Annotated in this window: 13 protein-coding genes; 3 read left to right on the top strand and 10 right to left on the bottom strand. The window is 71.1% G+C overall.

The window, feature by feature from the left end; genetic code table 11:
- Window positions 1–20: 20 nt before the first annotated feature.
- The 6 genes from metC to ACGFML_RS25115 all read right to left on the bottom strand — a co-directional run bounded on the left by metC (window position 21) and on the right by ACGFML_RS25115 (window position 7,227).
- A complete protein-coding gene (metC, locus tag ACGFML_RS25140) occupies window positions 21–1,208 on the bottom strand; it encodes a cystathionine beta-lyase (RefSeq protein WP_393547238.1) in 1,188 nt (395 codons plus the stop codon).
- Window positions 1,205–2,455 (bottom strand): MFS transporter, encoded by a 1,251-nt coding sequence (locus tag ACGFML_RS25135; RefSeq protein WP_393547236.1) that lies wholly within the window; start codon window positions 2,453–2,455, stop codon window positions 1,205–1,207. The genes metC and ACGFML_RS25135 overlap by 4 nt, the downstream gene beginning before the upstream one ends.
- Entirely contained in the window at window positions 2,455–3,354 is a 900-nt protein-coding gene (locus tag ACGFML_RS25130) for a sulfurtransferase (protein WP_393547234.1), read from the bottom strand. Before ACGFML_RS25130 ends, ACGFML_RS25135 begins: the two co-directional genes overlap by 1 nt.
- Window positions 3,318–4,532 (bottom strand): acetyl-CoA carboxylase biotin carboxylase subunit family protein, encoded by a 1,215-nt coding sequence (locus ACGFML_RS25125; RefSeq protein WP_393547233.1) that lies wholly within the window; start codon window positions 4,530–4,532, stop codon window positions 3,318–3,320. The genes ACGFML_RS25130 and ACGFML_RS25125 overlap by 37 nt, the downstream gene beginning before the upstream one ends.
- A gap of 14 nt (window positions 4,533–4,546) precedes the next feature.
- Window positions 4,547–5,815 carry a radical SAM protein gene (locus tag ACGFML_RS25120; RefSeq protein ID WP_393547231.1) on the bottom strand — a complete coding sequence of 423 codons (1,269 nt, stop codon included), beginning with the start codon at window positions 5,813–5,815 and terminating at the stop codon, window positions 4,547–4,549.
- A 176-nt stretch (window positions 5,816–5,991) separates the two neighbouring features.
- Complete coding sequence (locus ACGFML_RS25115; RefSeq protein ID WP_393547229.1) at window positions 5,992–7,227, bottom strand: ATP-grasp domain-containing protein; 1,236 nt, start codon at window positions 7,225–7,227, stop codon at window positions 5,992–5,994.
- Window positions 7,228–8,057: 830 nt separating this feature from the next.
- Here ACGFML_RS25115 and ACGFML_RS25110 point away from each other — a divergent pair.
- Complete coding sequence (locus tag ACGFML_RS25110) at window positions 8,058–8,360, top strand: hypothetical protein (protein WP_393547227.1); 303 nt, start codon at window positions 8,058–8,060, stop codon at window positions 8,358–8,360.
- Window positions 8,361–8,555: 195 nt separating this feature from the next.
- A complete protein-coding gene (locus ACGFML_RS25105) occupies window positions 8,556–10,391 on the top strand; it encodes a glycoside hydrolase family 15 protein (protein ID WP_393547226.1) in 1,836 nt (611 codons plus the stop codon).
- 67 nt (window positions 10,392–10,458) lie between these two features.
- Here ACGFML_RS25105 and ACGFML_RS25100 read toward each other — a convergent pair whose 3' ends face one another.
- The 4 genes from ACGFML_RS25100 to ACGFML_RS25085 form a co-directional block, all read right to left on the bottom strand.
- On the bottom strand, window positions 10,459–13,242 hold the full coding sequence (locus ACGFML_RS25100; protein WP_393547224.1) for a SpoIIE family protein phosphatase: 2,784 nt from the start codon (window positions 13,240–13,242) through the stop codon (window positions 10,459–10,461).
- 655 nt (window positions 13,243–13,897) lie between these two features.
- Window positions 13,898–14,428 (bottom strand): HPP family protein, encoded by a 531-nt coding sequence (locus ACGFML_RS25095; protein ID WP_393547222.1) that lies wholly within the window; start codon window positions 14,426–14,428, stop codon window positions 13,898–13,900.
- A 356-nt stretch (window positions 14,429–14,784) separates the two neighbouring features.
- Window positions 14,785–15,045, bottom strand: coding sequence for a hypothetical protein (locus tag ACGFML_RS25090; RefSeq protein WP_393547220.1), 261 nt, complete (start codon window positions 15,043–15,045; stop codon window positions 14,785–14,787).
- Between the two features lie 670 nt (window positions 15,046–15,715).
- Window positions 15,716–16,588 (bottom strand): polysaccharide deacetylase family protein, encoded by an 873-nt coding sequence (locus ACGFML_RS25085; RefSeq protein ID WP_393547218.1) that lies wholly within the window; start codon window positions 16,586–16,588, stop codon window positions 15,716–15,718.
- Window positions 16,589–17,180: 592 nt separating this feature from the next.
- On the opposite strand from ACGFML_RS25085, the gene gntA reads away from it, so the two are divergent.
- Window positions 17,181–17,840, top strand: a complete 660-nt coding sequence (gene gntA / locus ACGFML_RS25080; protein WP_393547217.1) for a guanitoxin biosynthesis heme-dependent pre-guanitoxin N-hydroxylase GntA — start codon at window positions 17,181–17,183, stop codon at window positions 17,838–17,840.
- Window positions 17,841–17,948: the final 108 nt, after the last annotated feature.

Genomic DNA, 17,948 nt, shown 5'->3' with positions numbered 1-17,948 from the left:
CCTGTCGTTCGGATCAGGCCCTAGGGCAGATGGGCGGCCAACGCGTCAAAGCCCCTGGCCAGATCCTCTTTGAGGTCGTCGAGGGCTTCGAAGCCGGCATGGATGCGCAGCAGAGGTCCGCGGCCGGCCCAGGTGCCCGGGAGGCGGTGGGTGACCGGATCGGCCGGGACGATCAGGCTCTCGTAGCCGCCGTAGCTGTGGCCGAGGCCGAACAGCCGCACTTCTCCCAGCAGGGCGTCCACGGCGGACCTGCCTGTGCCGGGTTCGAGTTCGAGGCCGAAGAGGCCCGCGGCGCCGGTGAAGTCGCGGCGCCACAGGTCGTGGCCGGGGTCGCCGGGCAGCGCCGGGTAGAGCACGCTGCGGACCCCGTTCTGCTCCCGTACCCAGGACGCGAGGCCGACGGCCTGCCGCTGGTGCTGCCACAGCCGGACCCCCAGCGTGCGCAACCCCCGCAGCCCCATGTAGACATCGTCCGCGCCGGCGCACTGTCCCAGTCTGATGGCCGTGCCACGCACCGCGGCGAAGGTGTCCTCGGTGCAGACGATGGCACCGAGGATGCTGTCGGCGTGGCCCGTCAGATACTTCGTCGCCGAGTGCACGACGACGTCCGCGCCGAGCTCCAGGGGGCGGTGGAAGGCGGGTGTGGCCCAGGTGTTGTCGATGACGGTGACGACCTCGTGCGCACGGCACACACTCGTCACCGCCGGTACGTCCTGCACCTCGAAGGTCGTCGAGCCGGGCGACTCCAGGTAGACGAGGCGGGTGTGGGGCCGCAGCAGGTCCACGATGTCCTTGTCCGCGCGGGGGTCGTAGTACTCGGTCTCCACCCCCAGGCCGGCCAGGGAGTCGCAGAACCTCCGGGTGGGCAGATAGACGGAGTCGCTGACGAGGATGTGGTCGCCGGACCGGACGAACGAGAGGATGGCCGTGGTGATCGCCGCGAGTCCCGAGCAGGTGGCGACGGCGTCGTGGCCGCCCTCCAGATCCGTCAGCGCCGCCTCGAAGGCGCGGCCGGTGGGCGTGCCGAAGCGGCCGTAGACCGGCATGCTCCGTTTGAGGGGGTCGGCCTGCGAGGCGTCCATCGCCGCCACGTCCTCGTAGAGCACGGTCGAGGCGCGGTGGATGGGCGGATTGACGTAGCCGTGCTGCTTCTGGGGGTCCGATCCGGCGTGGACGAGCCGGGTTTCGAGGGAGTGTTCGGCGGTCATGACACCACTTCCAGTTCCGCATCCGTGGCCGGTGCCGCCCGCCCCGCGGACCTGCGGCCGCCGAGTACCAGAGCGATGAGCGTCGCGACGGCGCACTGGACGGCGACGACGGCCCAGAACATGCCCAGTTCGTGTGCGTCCTCGTAGTGGGCGAAGAGGAAGCCGCCCACGACGCCGGCGAGGAGACCGCCGACCCCGGCTGTCAGCCGCTGGACGCCGAAGGCGAAGGCCGGGTTACCGGGTATCCGGTCGACCATCTCCAGGTCGCAGCGCAGGAAGAGAAAGACCTCACCGAGGCTGAACAGCACCGTCCCGCCCAGCAGGGCGGCGGTGTGGCCCAGGGACATGACCGCCGTCCCGCCTGCCATCAGGGCGAACGATCCGGCCACCAGCCGGCGGTAGTCGGCCCGCGCGATCCAGCCCGACAGGGGTGGCTGGAGCGCCACCATCATGGTGCAGTTGACGAGCATGGCCCAGCCGAGCACCTGGATGTGGTGCACGCCGGCGGCGTACAGGCCCAGGAAGCTCTGGAAGAAGAAGTAGAGGTAGAAGGCCAGCGCCGTGAAGAGCACCGGACGCAACGCACCGCGCAGCGCCCGGCGCTTTGCCGCGGGTGCGGGCGTGGTGGTCGCCGTGCCCCCAGGGGCGGGGGCGGGGCGTTCGAGGGGTTGCATGCTGAGCTGGTGCGCCACGGTGATCAGGCCGAACAGTGCCGCGGCGCCGATGAGCAGCACCACCGGATCCGCGTCGATCAGCACGGCGGCCAGCAGGGGCCCCAGCCCCATTCCGGCGTTGAGGGCCGCGCTGCTGACCCCGAGGAACAACGGCCGCAGGTCGTCCGCGACGCAGGTGACGATGTACGCCTTGTTCGCCGGGAGGTAGAGCGCCGGCCCGGCGGCGACGAAGAGCACCGCCGGGTAGGCGACCCACGGCACCTTGACGGCCAGCCCCAGCAGGAGGAGGCCCACGGTGCGCAGGGCGAGGGAGCACACCATCGTCCGTTTGAGGCCGAGCCGGTCCACGACCAGGCCGCCCAGGATGCTGCCGCCGAACTGGACGAACGTCGCCACGGCCACCAGCACACCGGCCAGGCGGACGTCCAGGCCCACGCCGTCGACCATGAGGACGCCGATGAACGGGGTGACCATATAACTGCCCAGGGCCACCACGAAGGACAGCACGATGAGGGCCTTGAGGCTCGGCGACAGTCCTGTGAACGTGCGCCACTTGGCAAGGAGCGGGGCCATCACGACAACGGGCCTCCGCTCCCCGGGCCGGTGGCCACCGGCCGGTCGGAGGGCAGGCCCCATTCGCTCCAGGACCCGTCGTACACCGCGAGTTCGTCGTACCCCGCCAGCGCGGCCCCCAGCGCCAGGATGCACGCCGTGACGCCTGAGCCGCAGCTGAGGACCAGCCGCCGGCGGTCCCCGGCGAGCGGGGAGAACGCGGCGCGCAGCTGCGCGGGCGGGCGCATCCGGCCGTGCTGCTGGATGTCGCCGAAGGGCAGGTTGACCGCTCCGGGCATATGGCCGCCGCGCAGCCCCGGGCGGGGCTCGGCGGCCGTGCCGGAGAAGCGGTCGCGGGAGCGGGCGTCGAGGACGGCGGACGCCGGGTCGGCCAGGGCCGCCGTCACCGCGTCGCTGCCGACGATCAGACCGGGCCGTGGCCGTGCGGTGAAGTCGCCGGGCCGCTGCACGGGCACCGGCCCGCCCTTCTCCAGCGGCAGCCCGGCGGACCGCCAGGCGGGCAGGCCGCCGTCGAGCACGGCCGCCCGGTCGAAGCCCATGGCGCGCAGCATCCACCATGCGCGGGCGCTGGAGTAGATGCCCGCCGCGTCGTAGACGACGACGGTGTCGCCGTCGTTCACGCCGAGCGCGCGCATCTCGCGGCCGAAGTGCCGGGCGTCCGGCATGGTGTGCGGCAGCGGGCCGGCGTGGTCCGACAGCGCGCCGTCGATGTCGAAGGGCCGTGCTCCCGGAATCCGTTCGTCGGCGTCCCGGTGGGCGCCGATCGAGGCGTCGAGGACGACCAGGCCCGCGGTGCCCAGCCGTGGCGCCACCCAGTCGGTGCCGACGAGCGGGCCGGGCAGCGGACCGCGCCGGTGCCCGTTCACCGCGCGCCTCCCTCGGGTGCGGTGGGTCGCCATTCGACCTGGTCCGTGAACCAGGCCGCGACCTTCTCGAGGTGGGCCGCCACCTCCTCCTCGGTGTCGCCGTCGACGACGTAACCGGCCAGGAACAGGCCGGACTTCACTCCCCCGTGGAACTCCTGCCCGGCCGCGCCGGTCAGCGCGACCTCCTTGACGCACTGCGGCTCGTCGCCGGAGGGCAGACGGGTCAGCACACCGTTCGACGGCGGGATGCACAGGGCGCCGGCGGGCCGGTAGGAGGGGGTGCCGAGGGTGAGGGGGAGGCCGCACTCGGCGTACAGCCACTCCTTGTCCAGATCGATGCCGAATGCGTGCCGGACCATGCCGCTGATCATCCCGCCGCCGGTCCGGCTGGCGATCTCGCAGAAGACCGTCCGGTCGTCGGGGGTGATCCACAGTTCGGCGTGGAAGGCGGTCTGCGGCGGCGTGGGAAGCTCCGCGAGGACCGCCTTGGTCGCCTTGATGAGCCGGTCGTGGACGGGGTCCTGCGGGGTGAGCGGAACGTTGGCCACCCAGTCGTTGGCGCGGAACGACAGGCAGTCGTTGAGGTAGCGGAAGGGGTGCAGGAACACCACTTCGCCGCCGGCGACCAGACCGTCGACGTGGTACATCTGCCCGGGGACGAACGCCTCGATCTCGCTGGCGCCGCGCCAGGGGTGGGCGAGATAGGCGTCCAGCTCCGCTTCGTCGTGGATGATGTGCGCCCCCAGGGAACCGGACTCCGACACCGGTTTGATGACCACCGGGTAGCCGTGCTCGGCGACGAACTCGACGGCGGTGTACGCCGAGTCCAGCGGGCGGTAGGCGGGGATCTCCACCGGCCCGCCGGCGAGGTGGTCCTTCATGACGACCTTGTCGCGGAACGCCAGTGCGCTCGCGGTCCGCTGACCGGGCAGGTCCAGCAGGTCACGCAGCTGGGCGGCGCGGACCACGTCCGCCTCGGCGCGGGCGAAGACCGCCCGCACCGCGTGGTCGCGGGCCAGTCGCAGGGCCGTCTTCTCGACCAGCTGGTTGGTGTCGTAGTCGTCGAAGGCGTACACGTGGGGCAGATGGGCGTAGCCCGCGGCGAAGTCGGTGGTGGTGAGGATGACCGGTGCGATTCCGGTGCCGGCCAGCCAGCGGTCGTACGGGGTCTTGGCGTGGGCCGTCTTGGCGAAGACGAGGACGTGCTGCATGTGCGTTCTCTCCCTCAACCCGTCGTCTCGACGAGGGGAAGCCGGCGGCGCGCGGGGACCCGTGAGATCAGTCCCTGCTCCTGGGAGAGTTCTCTGGCGAAGCATCCGTCCTTGTAGACGCCCGAGAGCCGCTTGTTGGTGAACGCCTCGATCTCCGCGTGGTCGAACTCCAGGTCGTAGCGCACGTCCTGGCCTCCGTCGGCGACGGTGCGGACGAGGATGCCCAGGTGCGGCTCGAAGGTGTTGACGCAGCCGACGATGTCGCCGATCTTCTCGCGGCGCTCGCCGTCGGACTCCGACAGGACCTTCTCCTCCGTGGGGATGGCGGCGAACAGCTGCCGGCCCGCCCGGCACCAGCCGACGTGGCCGGGGAACCCCATCGCCTTGATCCCGAAGGTCCCGAAGTCCTCGCTCACGCCGAGCTGGAAGGCGAGCTCGACGTTCTCGTGCAGCCACTTGAAGTCGCGGTACGCCTGCTCGATCTCCTCGTGGTCGAGCTGGAGTTCGGGGTGGCGGCCGCCGTGGTCGGAGAAGTTGTTGAAGCGGACCGTGTCGACGCCCAGCGTGTTGAAGTAGTGGGCGTAGCGCTCCAGGGACTGGCGGCCGTGGTTGTGGCGGCCGACGGTGACGCCGATGTTGACCCGGAAGGCGTCCGGCTCCTCGGTGCCTGCGGGCAGGCCCGCGCGGTGGTGCGCGTTGTAGCGGTCGATCCGGCGCAGCACCTCCTCGGTGTTCGCGCCGCTGAAGACTCCCTTGATGGGGTAGCTGCCGTCGTCGATGACGTGGAGGTTCTCGTCGATGACGCCGTGGTAGGTGATGGAGATGGTGCCGTAGCCGTTCACCCGGGCGAGGTCGAGGAGCTCCATGTAGTTGTCGGCGAGCAGCGGGCGGCCGCTGGTCCACGCGTCGCCCTTTTCCATCGTCTCGGTGGGCTTGTGGTCGGACTCCTGCCGGAACTCGCGGTTGTTGGCGGGCCCGTAGATGCGCATGAACTCACCGTCGTACGCGAAGCTGTCCACGTAGCGCGGGTAGACGTGGTAGCCGTGCGACTGGAGGCCGGACAGGATCCGCGGCCCCTCCTCCATCGCGAACGACTTGTCGTAGACCTTCTCGTAGTTGACGAACCAACAGTGCGTACATTTCTGGCCGCAGGTGTTCTTTCCCACCTTGGTGTCCAGGTCGAGGTAGATGTGGATCTCCTCGGGCCTGAGCTCCTGGAACGGCGTCGTGAACGGCGCGTCTCCATGGAAATCGTAGGAAATCGGCGTGTTGTCGACGGACATGGTCCCCCCAGGGAGTGGTCAGGTGAGGCGGATGAGGAGATGAGAGGTGAGGTGAGGTGAGGCTGCGCTCGACCCTTCGGGGCGCGGTCTTCCACGGGGTGACCGGCCCGGACCGAAGGGTGTGGGGTGATGCGGTGGTGCGTGGGGCTGTGCGTGGGGCGGTGCGTGCTGTCCGGTTATCCGGCGGGCGCGGGCTGTGGGGCGCCGTGCGGCAGGGCCGTGGTGCCCGGCCGCGCGACGCCGTAGGGCTGTGTGGTGACGACGGGCAGGGCCGTCAGTTCCGCCACCGCCGCCACGCACGCCTGCGTATCGGTGGCGGTGAGGACGGCGGCCCCCAGGCGGTCGGTGGACGACCGCAGCGGCCGGACCTCGTCACCCGGCTCCACCGTGACGTCCCACTCCACGACCGTGCCGTGGACCAGGGACGGCTGCGGTGCGACGGCCGTGACCTCGCCGGGCGGGGCCGTGAAGAAGACCGTCGCGGCCGCGGTGGCTGCGGCCCGCGCGGACGGCAGCCCCGCGCCGACCGCCCACCCGAGGGCGGCGCGACGCCAGTCGATGCCGGTCGTGAGCCGCACCAGGTCGGCGATGCCGTCGCCGCCGAGGCGGTTGTGCGTCTCGATCACGACGACACGGTCGCCGTCGACCTTGACCTCGGTGTGGCTCGGCCCGTCCGTCAGCCCGACGGCGTCCAGCAACTGCCCGACGGCCTCGGTCACCAGCGCGCGCCGGCGGGCGTCCAGCGACGGCGGCGGCATCATGTGGCTGACCTCGACGAAGCCACCCGTCGTCCCCTTCTGGGCGATGCCCACGACGGTGTGCCGGCCGCCGGTTGACAGCGTCTCGACGCTGAACTCCAGCCCTGCGACGAAGGCTTCGAGCAAGGTGCCGGCAGTCCGGCGGTCCGGCGTCAGGTCCGCGGACGAGTGCAGCAGCGCCACGGCGTTGCTACCGACGCCGTTGACGGGCTTCGCCACCACCGGGCCGTGCGCGGCGAACAGCCGCGCCACCGCGTCCGCGTCGTCACCGGACGCGAAGGCCGGGTTCAGGTGTCCCGCCCTTCGCGCGAGGACGCGTCGCATCTCCAGCTTGTCGCGGGTGCGCCGGACGACCTCGGGAGCGACGCCGCGGGCACCCAGGCGGGCCGCGGCCGCGGCCGCAGGCTCCAGGCCGAGCTCGGTGAGCGAGACGACGGCGGTGGGCGACAGCGGCTCGAGCACCTCGTCGACGAACGCGAGGAAGGCCGGTCCGTCCTGGAAATCGGCGGTGTACACCTGCCGCACTCCCGAAGTCCGTTCACGCCACCGGTGGAGCGCCGGGGCTCCGGGCAGCTGTACGTGGACGAGGTCACCGGGCAACGCTTCGGCCGCACGGGCGACCGTCGGATTGGCGCCGATGACCACCAGGGTCACGACAAGGTCTTTCTGATGTGCATCCTGCGGTACATGGTTGCCCCCCGTTTTCTTCCAGGTCCGGGTGGACGTCCGCCGACGTCACCGGGGCCACTCGTGCCAGGCCGTCACCACGGCGCCGCGGCGGGACGACCGACCGTTCGAGTGGTGAGGGCGATGAAAAGGTCGCAGTGCCACTCCGTCGCTGTCAACAGACTTACGAAAAGCTTGACTTATCCGGAAAGAGGGTCTGACCTGCACCAGGGTCTACCGAATGCAGATCTGTCCGAAAGTACGCGCCACCCGACCGATATTCGCCCCGGATGCATTCCGGCCGATTTCCTCGACACCCCGGCCTCCCCCTCAGGCCCCGAGGCTCCACGTCATCGGCCTTACGACACCCGGCCGACACAGCGAACGCCCGGCCGACACAGCGAGCGCGCACGACAATCGCCGGTCCGCCCGGCTCGGCTTTCGGCCAACCCTGAGGGACACACTTGACGACTGGGACCCGGCCTTCCTCCGGTGACCCCAGCGCCGCGCGATGAGCCCCCCGCGCCCGCCCGGACGGTCATGGCCGATTCCGGGCAAGTGTCGGGCCCGTGTGGAACCCGGCGGTCCGGGCGGTGCGCGGCAGTGAAATAATCCTGCCGCGGCTCGCCCCGCGCTGTGGTGCGTGAGGACGGCACAGGAACCGTCCCGCGTCGTCCCGTGCGGGCCGGTCCCGCGTCGGTTCACGAAGCCGGGACGAGGCTGCGTATCAGCGCACCACCCCTCGACACGGTGCACGGAAGACTCATCGGACCCCTTGCCGCGCCCCGCCCCACACCCGCATAAGGACGACTCCTCCTGTGAAGAAGAGCGCGATAGCCGGCGTCAGCATCCTCGGCCTCCTCGTGATCGCCGGCGCCTACGAAGGCAGCGCCCTCACCAGCGACCCGCTGACCCTGGCCGAGTTCCAGAGAATCAAGGCCGGGAGCCGCCAGAAGGCGCTGTTGAAGTTCGCCAGCACCTGCCAGAAGGAGAGCGAGACCGGCCCCGCCGACGGCTACCCCACCACCTGGACCTGCTACGGCGCCGACGGCAGCAGCAGTGCGGTGTTCTTCTACTCGGAGGGCGTGCTCTTCAGCAAGGCGGAGACGGGGCTCCAATAGGCTCCCCGCCGACCGTCCGCCGTCGGCGGCCGGCCGCTTCGTCTGCCGGCTCGCCGCATGCCACCGCGCTCCGCCCCTCTCCCCCGGGGCTCCGGCCTCTCCCTCCCCCGCCCCACCTGCATCGTCACTCGCCGCCCCCACCCCCCGGAGGTAACCTGAAGACAGCGATCCCGCCCCCAGCGCCGGGGAGGTCACATGACCGACCGCGAGAGCCTCCGCCCCAGCAGGGCGGACGCGCCCCGCTACACCCCCATCGCCGAGCACGGGCTGATCGGCGATATGCGCACGGCCGCGCTCGTCGGGACGAACGGCACCATCGACTGGTACTGCTGCACGCGGTTCGACGCCCCCAGCGTCTTCGCGGCGCTGCTCGACGCGGACCGGGGCGGTGCCTTCGAGCTGTCCGCCGCCGTGCCCGCGCGCACGAAGCAGTTCTACTTCCCCGACACCAACATCCTGATCACCCGGTTCTTCGCCGACAACGGCGTCGGCGAGGTCCAGGACTTCATGCCCATCGTCGACGACTCGCGCGAGGCGGGCCGGCACCGGCTGATCCGGCGGGTGCTGTGCGTACGCGGATCGCTGCCGTTCACCGCCCGCGTGGCGCCCCGTTTCGACTACGGCCGGAGCACACACACGGTCAGCACCCGGGACTGCCAGACGATCTTCGAATCCCCCGATCTCTCCCTCGCCCTGACATCCAGCGTTCCGGTCGACATCGACGGTCCGGACGCCCGCTCCTCCTTCACGCTGGACGAGGGCGAGTCCGCCGTCTTCGCCCTCGACCGGCTCGGCGAAGACATCGAACCGCGGCACTGCGCGCTGACCGAGGCGGAGGAGCTGTTCGCCGCCACGGTCCGGTACTGGCGCACCTGGCTTTCCCAGTCCCGCTACCGGGGACGCTGGCGGGAGATGGTGCACCGCTCCGCGCTCACCCTCAAACTCCTGACCTACGCCCCGACCGGCGCCATCGTCGCCGCTCCCACGACGAGCCTCCCCGAGCAGATCGGCGGCGAGCGCAACTGGGACTACCGCTATGTGTGGGTCCGCGACGCCGCGTTCTGCATCTACGCGCTGCTCCGGCTCGGCTTCACCGACGAGGCCAAGGCATTCGTTCATTTCCTGTCCGCGAACACCTGCCAGGACGGCACCTCCCGCGGGCCGCTCCAGATCATGTACGGAATCGACGGACGCAGCGAGCTCCCGGAGCAAGAACTCCCGCACCTCGAAGGGCACCTCGGTTCAGCGCCCGTCCGGGTCGGCAACAACGCCGTCAATCAGCTCCAACTCGACATCTACGGCGCCCTGATCGACTCCCTCTACCTCTACGACAAGTGGGGTGAGCCGCTCTCCAGCGCGCACTGGGACACAATCGGACAGCTGGTGGACTGGGTCTGCACCAACTGGGACCAGCCTGACGAGGGCATCTGGGAGACCCGCGGCAAAATCCAGAACTTCCTGTACTCACAGCTGATGTGCTGGGTGGCGATCGAGCGGGCGATGCGGATCGCCTCGCATCGCGGCCTGCCGGCGGACATGGTGCGCTGGGCGGGGACACGCGACGCCATCTACCGGCGGATCATGCAGCGCGGCTGGTCCGCCGAGCGGAAGGCGTTCGTCCAGCACGAGGGCGACGAAGTCCTGGACGCCTCGGTGCTGATGATGCCGCTGGCCAAGTTCATCTCCCCCACCGACCCGAAATGGCTCTCCACACTGGACGTGTTGGGCGAGGACCTGGTCTCCGACTCCCTGGTCTACCGCTACGACCCCCGGAGCAGCCCGGACGGCCTGCGGGGAGCGGAAGGCACCTTCTCCATCTGCTCGTTCTGGTACGTCGAAGCGCTCTCCCGCGCCGGCCGCGTCGACGAGGCCCGGCTCGCCTTCGAGAAGATGCTCACCTACGGCAATCACCTCGGTCTCTTCGCCGAGGAGATAGCCCACACCGGCGAGCAGATCGGCAATTTCCCGCAGGCGTTCACCCATCTCGCCCTCATCAGCGCCGCGTTCAACCTCGACCGGAAGCTGGGCTGAGCGGCGGCGCAGCGGCACCGTCCACCGACAGGTGCGGCGCCGGCACTCGGCGTGTGACGCGGCGGACTCACTCGGGGGAGAGCTGGTGGTATCCCTCGGTCAGAGGTTGTTCGGTCCAGATGATCTTTCCTTGCGGGGTGTAGCGGGTGCCCCAGCGCTGTGCGAGGTGGGCGACGAGGTAGAGGCCCCGTCCGCCCTCGTCGGTCGTCTCCGCGTAGCGCAGGTGCGGGGAGGTGCTGCTGGTGTCGGAGACCTCGCAGGTCAGGACGCGATCACGCAGCAGCCTGACGGTGACCGGTGGGGTGCCGTATCGGATGGCGTTGGTGATCAGTTCGCTCAGGATGAGTTCGGTGGTGAACGCGATGTCGTCGAGGTTCCATTGGGCGAGTTGCCGGGTGACGGCCGCCCGGACGGGAGCGACCGCGGCGGGATCGTGACGGACGGTCCAGTGTGCGACCTGGGTGGCGGGGAGCCGGTTGGTGCGGGCGACGAGCAGGGCGACGTCGTCTTCGGGAGCACGGGGCAGCAGTGCTCGGCACAGGTCGTCGCAGGTCTGCTCGGGGGTCTGGCCGACCCGGGTGAGGGCGTGGCGCAGGACGTCGAGGCTGTCGTCGATGTGCCGCTCGCGGCTGTGGATGAGCCCGTTGGTGTACAGGACGAGTCGGCTGCCTTCGGGGAGCAGGTGTTCGCTGGCTTCGAAGGGCAGCTGGCCCACCCCGAGCGGCGGTCCGGCCGGCACCTCCAAGAACGCCACGGTGCCGTCGGGGTGGACGGCGGCGGGTGGCGGGTGCCCTGCCCTGGCCACCGTGCACTCGCCGGAGACCGAATCGTAGACGGCGTACAGGGCCGTGGCGCCGGTGACGGTCGTCTCCTGGCCGGCGGCGGTCTCGTCGCGGTCGATCTGGACCACCAACTCGTCCAGGTGGCTGAGGAGTTCATCGGGGGGCAGATCGAGGCTGGAGAAGTTGTGGATGGCGGTGCGCAGTCGGCCCATGGTGGCTGCGGCGTGCAGCCCGTGCCCCGCGACGTCGCCGACCACCAGTGCCACCCGCGCGCCGGGGAGCGGGATGACGTCGAACCAGTCTCCGCCCACGCCGGCGCGGGCCGGCAGATAACGGTGGGCGACCTGGAGGGCACTCTGCTCGGGCAGGCCACGCGGGAGCAGGCTGCGCTGGAGAGTCACCGCCATGGTGTGCTCGCGGGTGTAGCGGCGGGCGTTGTCGATGCAGAGTGCCGCCCGGGCGACGAGCTCCTCGGCGGCGGACAGGTCGTCCGTCTCGAACGGGGCGGACTCCTTGGTGCGCCAGAAGTGGACGACGCCCAGTTCGTAGGTGCCCACACGAATGGGGACGGCGATCAGTGAGCGCAGCCCGCGCTCGACAAGCTCCTGGGCGCGCTGCGGGCCGGCGGTCCGCCCTCCGCCGCCGGTGCCGAGGTCGGACACCAGTACCGCTCGGCTGACGGGGCCTGGCTGCGTCTGCGGCGAGGCGGGCGGAACGACGGTGGGCTCGTCCGGCACCCGCGGACTGCCCGGCGCGTGTGCCGCGGCGGCGCGGCTCATCCCTGCGCCCGCTGCCGGGTCTTCGCCGCGCAGGACCCACTCCAGGAGGTCGACGGTCGCGGCGTCGGCGAGTCGCGGGACGGCCACCCCCGTCAGCTCTTGGGCGGTGCGGGTGACATCCAGCGTGGTGCCGATGAGCAGACTGGCGTCGTGGAGCAGCTGGAGCCGTTGATGGGCCACCTCGGCGCGCCCGGTGAGCGCACGCAGCTCCGTGGTGTCGCGCAGCGTGGCGACGATTCCGCCCATGGGGCCGGCAGGGCGGCAGCTGACGGCCAGCAGCCGGTCGTGCACCCGGTGGACCTCGTCCGTGGCCTCGCGGCACGAGGCCAGCATCTCGGCGAAACCCGGGTCGAGACCAAGATCACGAACATCGCGCCGCTCGGCGACCGAAGGCAGCTCCAGCAGTCTCCTCGCCTCGTCGTTGGCCAGCGTCAGCCGCTGGTCGCCGCCGATGATGAGGACGCCTTCCCGCACGGCGTGCAGCACCGCATCGTGATGCTCGTACATGCGGGTCACCTCCGCCGGCCCCAGCCCGCGGGTCTGGTGTCCCAGCCGGCGACTCACCAGCGCCGCGCCGCCCAGGGCCAGAACGAGGGCCGCCACCCCCGCGCCGAGGAGGAGACGCAGCTCCTGCCACACCGTGCCCGAGACGGTGGTGATCTGGACACCCGAGGTGACCACGCCGACGACCTTGCCTTGGGCGTCGGTGACCGGAACCACCGCCCGGATCGCCTCGGTGGGTGCTCCGGTGAACTTCTCCGTGAACGACTCACCGCTCAACGCCCGGCGCCAGTCGCCGGATGCCGGACGACCGATCAGGCCGGGGGCGGGATCGGTGTAGCGGATGCCCGAACGGCTGAGAACGGAGACGAAATCCACCCCGGAGCCTCGCCGTGCCTCCTCCGCCAGGGGCTGTAGCTCGGCTGTGGGGTCGGCGGACTGCACTGCCCGCGCCATCCCGGGCGCATGGGCGAAACCTTCCGCCACGCTGAGCGAACGGATGCGCGCAGCGCTCTCACTGTCGTGACGTGCGTGCACGACCTCCGCGACGCCCGCGGCCGTGACGAGCACCAGCACGATGACCGACTGCAGCAGAAAGACCTGGCCGGCGATGCTCCGCAGCCCGCGCCAGTCACGACGCGGCGTCGCGTCGCCCGCAACGGGGTCGGCGCCATGGGGTGCGGAGGCGGGCGCCCCCTCCTGGTGGCGACACGCGTGGGTGTCGGCCGCTGCTCGGGCAGCCCGCCGTCGGCGGAGCAGCGCACCAAAACGACCCGATTTACGCCACATGTCGATACTTGTAACACGCCGCGGCTCCCGTCACGTCCAACAAGCCGGAGCGTGGCCCCTGCGGCGACGACAGCGACGACAGCCGGCCCGGCGACCTGGACCGGGCGCCGCCACCGGACCATTCACCGGGAGGCGCCGCTCCCGGCAGACCGACGGGCAGCCGGCTCACGAACCGGGCGGGCACCCGGCAACGACGGGCACCCTGCCACGGCCGCCGGCGTCGAGGACCGGATCACGCCACGGCCGCCCCGCGCACGGTGGCCGTCCGGGCGGGTGGGCTCGTCGGCAGGCGATGCTCCGATGACGGACGGCCGCGACCTCGTCGAGGAGTCGGGACGTCCCCGAACTCGGCTCACGGGCACAGCGTTTGGGGTCGATGACGGGGCGTGCGACAGGGGCCTGCCCGCGAGCAGGTGCCACCCGGCGGAGCGGCGGCGCTCCGCCGGGTGGGCGCGGTGGCACTCGACCGGTTCGGGGAACTGGACCGTTTCGGGGTGGCTCTGGGCCTGTCGGGCAAGGCGAGCACACGACTGACGCCGGTATCTCCTTCCGCGACAGGCACGTTGAGCCCCCGGTGTGGTGGGCTCGCCGGCGTCGACGACCGCCGGATCGGGCTGCGCGGGTGTGGACAGGGCGTCGCGGAGGCAGGTTCGGGTCACCACCAGTAGGCGGGGTAGCGGTGGGTGGTGCGCCTGGCGCGCGCGGCCAGCATGCCGGACGAGACCACCACGACCGTCGCCAGGCCCAGCAGTGCGGTGAACCGCCCGAGCGGTGGGGACTGCATGACCACGATCACGGCGGTCGCCACCGCGGGTGAGTGCGGGGTGCGGGTGAGCATCATGACGCCGAGCGCGAGGCCACCGGCCAGGGCCGCCGCCCACGGCGAGGAGCCCCACGCGGCCAGCACCCCGGAGCCGGTGAGGGCGGAGAGCAGATGGCCGCCGACCACACTGCGCGGCTGGGCGAGTGGCAGCGACGGAGTGCTGTGCACCAGCGCGGCACTGGCCGCCACCGGCGGAATGAGCATCGGTTCGTGCAGCACGGCCCCGGCCGCGACCACCAGCAACAGGACCGATATCGACCACGCGGTGGTGCGCAGCAGCGCCCTCGGTGCCGGAGGGGCCGGAGCGCGCCCGACGAGTCGTCTCGTGGGGGCAGGGCGACGCGTGGCGTACTCGGTGCTCAAGCTTTCGGACTCCGGAACGTGCCGGACACGACGGTGTCGGCGGTGGGCGGGCGGGGTGGAGCGGCTCGGCACTGTCGGCGGTTTCCGACAGCGCGCCCACGTGTTCGACGGAAGGGCGGCCTTGCGCACGTCTCCGGGTACGGGCGGCACAGTCCGGCACTCAATCTACCCGCATCACCCCTCTCACCAGGAGCCGGGCCCGCCCCGTCCACGCCGGGCCGGCGCGTTGCTCCCGCGCGGCTGCCGGATCCATCGCCCTCGCCGCCACCCTGCGCACCGGGTGCGGACCACCCGTCGGCTTCTCCGGTGGGCGCTGGAACAGATCGAGCAGCGTCTCGTCCGCCGCGACTCTCCGGTCAGCCGGCGAGCCGTACGCGGATGTCGCGCAGCGCCTCCTCCAGGGTGTCCGCGACCTTGTCGTGGCCGGTGAATCCGTCGTCCTCGGCGGGGTCGATGCTGTAGGCCCAGCCGGTGTCGGGGTGTCCGTCGACGGTGGCGGAGTGCAGGCTGCCGGTGATGGCGAGTGACAGGTTGCCGCCCGGGAATCCGGTCACCTCGGCATGGATCCGGGCGCCGAAGACGGCGTGCACGAGCTCTCGGGCCTGCTGGGCATTCATGGGCTGCTCCTGGCGGTGCGGGCGAGGGGCCGGGCCGGGCCGGGCCGCAGCAGGACGGCGGCGAGGGGGCACCGTACGGGCCGGGCGGGCCACGGTCGGTGCCCTTGCCGTTGCGGGAGGGGCCCACGCTGCCGGGAGTTCTCCGTCTTCCGGCCGGACGGCGACACGAGCGGACCGCGGCGAGCTGCCCGGCTCTGCGCGGTGCGGCGCCTGCCTCCCTGACGTGGCCGACGCGCGCGTGAGCGCAACACAGTCCCCGGTGGTCCACCTCGTCGCCATCTGTCTCAGTCGTCGCTGAGTCTCCGGCGCCGGGGACCTCCGGGGGCCTGGCCAGGGCCACGTCAAGGGTCGCCTGCCAACAAACGTCTCTGTCGACGGTGGGGCTCTCCGGCTGTCTGGTGTAATAACCAGTTTCCTCCCTGCTCAGGCAGAGTCAAGAGGAAATACGAAGCAAGGGAGGGAATGCCCCATCCGGGAATTCCTTGTTCCCGGCGACAGCGGCGACAGCGGCGACAGCGGCGGCAGCGGAGCGCGGCGCAGGGGATACGGCGGCCCGGCGGGAGGCGGTGTAGTGGCCCGAGCATCCGGCTACCCGCCGGCGCCGCCTCGAGCGTTCCCGCTCACCGCCCTGCGCGGATCATCCGCGGGAACGGGCCGTCGGCCCGGGCCGTCAGGCCGCCGCACCGCCGAGGGTTCCGGCGTAGTGCGCGGCGATCTCGTCGCTGGTCGTCAGCCAGACGCCGGGATGGTTCGCGATGTACGCGAGCGCCTGGTCCAAGTACTTGTGCCGGAACGGCTGGTTGATGACGAACGGGTGCAGGACCAGCGACATCACCCGGCCGCTGTCGGCCGCATCCTCGTAGAGCTGGTCCAGCTGGTCCTTGACGATCCGGACGAAGTCGGGCCCGCTGAGGCTCTTGCCGACGAACAGGCTGATGTCATTGACCTCGATGGAATACGGGACGCTCAGCATGCCGGGCACGTTCAGGCGGTACGGCTGGTCGTCGTTGGACCAGTCCATCACATAGCTCAGCCCCAACTCGGCGAGCAGTTCGGGCGTCCGGAAGGTCTCGGTGAGCGCCGGGCCCAGCCAGCCGCGCGGCGCCCGCCCGGTGGCCTTCTCGATCGTGTGGACGACGTCGGCCAGATAGGCGCGTTCCTCGTCGGGTGTCATGTCGGCCTGGAAGACGGAGTTGTTCCTGCCGTGTGCGGCCCATGCCCAGTTGCGTTCGCGGCCCGCCCGGATGATCTGCGGGTAGCGTTCGGCGACGTCGGAGTTGAGCATCACGCTCGCGCGCAGCCCGTGCCGGTCGAGGCTCTCGATCAGCCGCCAGATGCCGACCCGGGGGCCGTAGTCGCGCCAGCCGTAGTTCAACGGGTCCGGTGCCAGCTCCGCGGTGCCGGGGAAGATGCTCGTCGAGGGGCGGTCGACCTGGTAGTGCTCGACGTTCACCGCGACGTAGAAGGCCAGCCGGGCGCCACCCGGCCACCGGATCGGCTCCCGCTCGACGATCGGGCTGTAGTCGAAGAGCTGATTGTCCATCAGAGCTCACCTCGTGTCTGCAGTGTGCGGCGGTTTCGCTTGATGGCCATGCTCGAACCTTCACATTGATGTGAAGGTCAATACGGGGGAATGTGACGCCGGCCACTCGCGGGCCGCGGGGGTGCCGGGTCCCCCGTTCCTGCGATTCCGTTCTCGCCCGCCTCCGACGCTGCGCCCGGCAGCGCCGTCCGAGGGGCTGTCGGGTGCTGCTCCCGGTGCCTCGGCCACCGCACCCGCACCGGTCACCACGCGGCCGCGCACGAGGGGGCCCTGGCCCGCCCCGCCGGGGTCATCGCCCCCGCCCGGCCGCAGCCCGGTGCGCTCCGGCCGGACCAGTCGCCCGGCCCCGGTCGCCCAGTGCGTCCCGGGCCGGGCGACCGCCGGGAGCCGGGCGCTTCTCGCGTGTCGTGGGCGGTCGTCGGCGGTGCTGAGCGGATGCCCGAGCCGACCGCTGAAGCCCTGGTCAGAGCGGTGCGGGTGCCGGAAGCGGACGGGGTGCTCCGTTCCTGGCTTGACGAAACGGCCACGTCCGATCTTGACTGCCGTGGTCCCCACCACGGGTGGTTTCCCTCTGACCAAAGGTATCGCGAACATGACGGTTGACGTCTCCGCCGCCACTGAAGTCGGGCAGTTCCTGCTCGGCGACTCGTTCCCTTGCCTGGCCGGCCGTTCGGCATGGCGGCAGGGCGGCATAGCCCACCACCATTACACGTGGTTCGGCGATGACGGAGCCGCCCAGCAGATGGCGGCCGACCTGCAGGCGTACGTGGCCGCGGTGGACTGGAGCGCCAAGCCCTTCACCAGCTTCGTCGCCACGTTCTCCGGTCCGCTGATGGTCTCGGAGGTCGAGTTCGAACAGCTGATGTGGCGGCAGCTGCAGGCAGTGCACGATCATGACAGCCGCACGCACTCCTGGGCCGACGGTTACGACCCCGACCCGTCCTCCGGTGCGTTCGCCTACAGCGTGGCCGGCCACCCGTTCTTCGTGATCGGACTGCACGAGACCCACAGCCGGATCGGCCGCCGCCCGCCCTTCCCGATGCTGGCCTTCAACTCCCACGCCCAGTTCGACCGGATCAAGGCCGCGGGCCTGTGGGAGCGGCTGCAGGAGAAGATCCGCAAGCAGGACATCGAGCTGCAGGGTGACATCAACCCCAACCTCGTGGAGTACGAAATGCTCTCCGAGGCCCGGCGGTACTCGGGCCGCCGCAAGCCCGCCGACTGGGCCTGCCCCTTCTCGGCCCGGGTCTGAACCCGGCCTCGGCCCGGGCCCGAACCCACATCGGCCCGCCCCGAACCCGGCGCTACCGCGACGAGCCGCACACGGCCTCCGCGGTGGCGCCGACGCTTGTCGGCGGGG

The sequence above is a fragment of the Streptomyces sp. NPDC048650 genome (assembly GCF_043199095.1).
In the GTDB taxonomy this organism is placed as follows: Bacteria; Actinomycetota; Actinomycetes; order Streptomycetales; family Streptomycetaceae; genus Streptomyces.
Note: the sequence above shows the minus strand (reverse complement) of the source record. Positions and strands in the feature narration are given on the sequence as shown.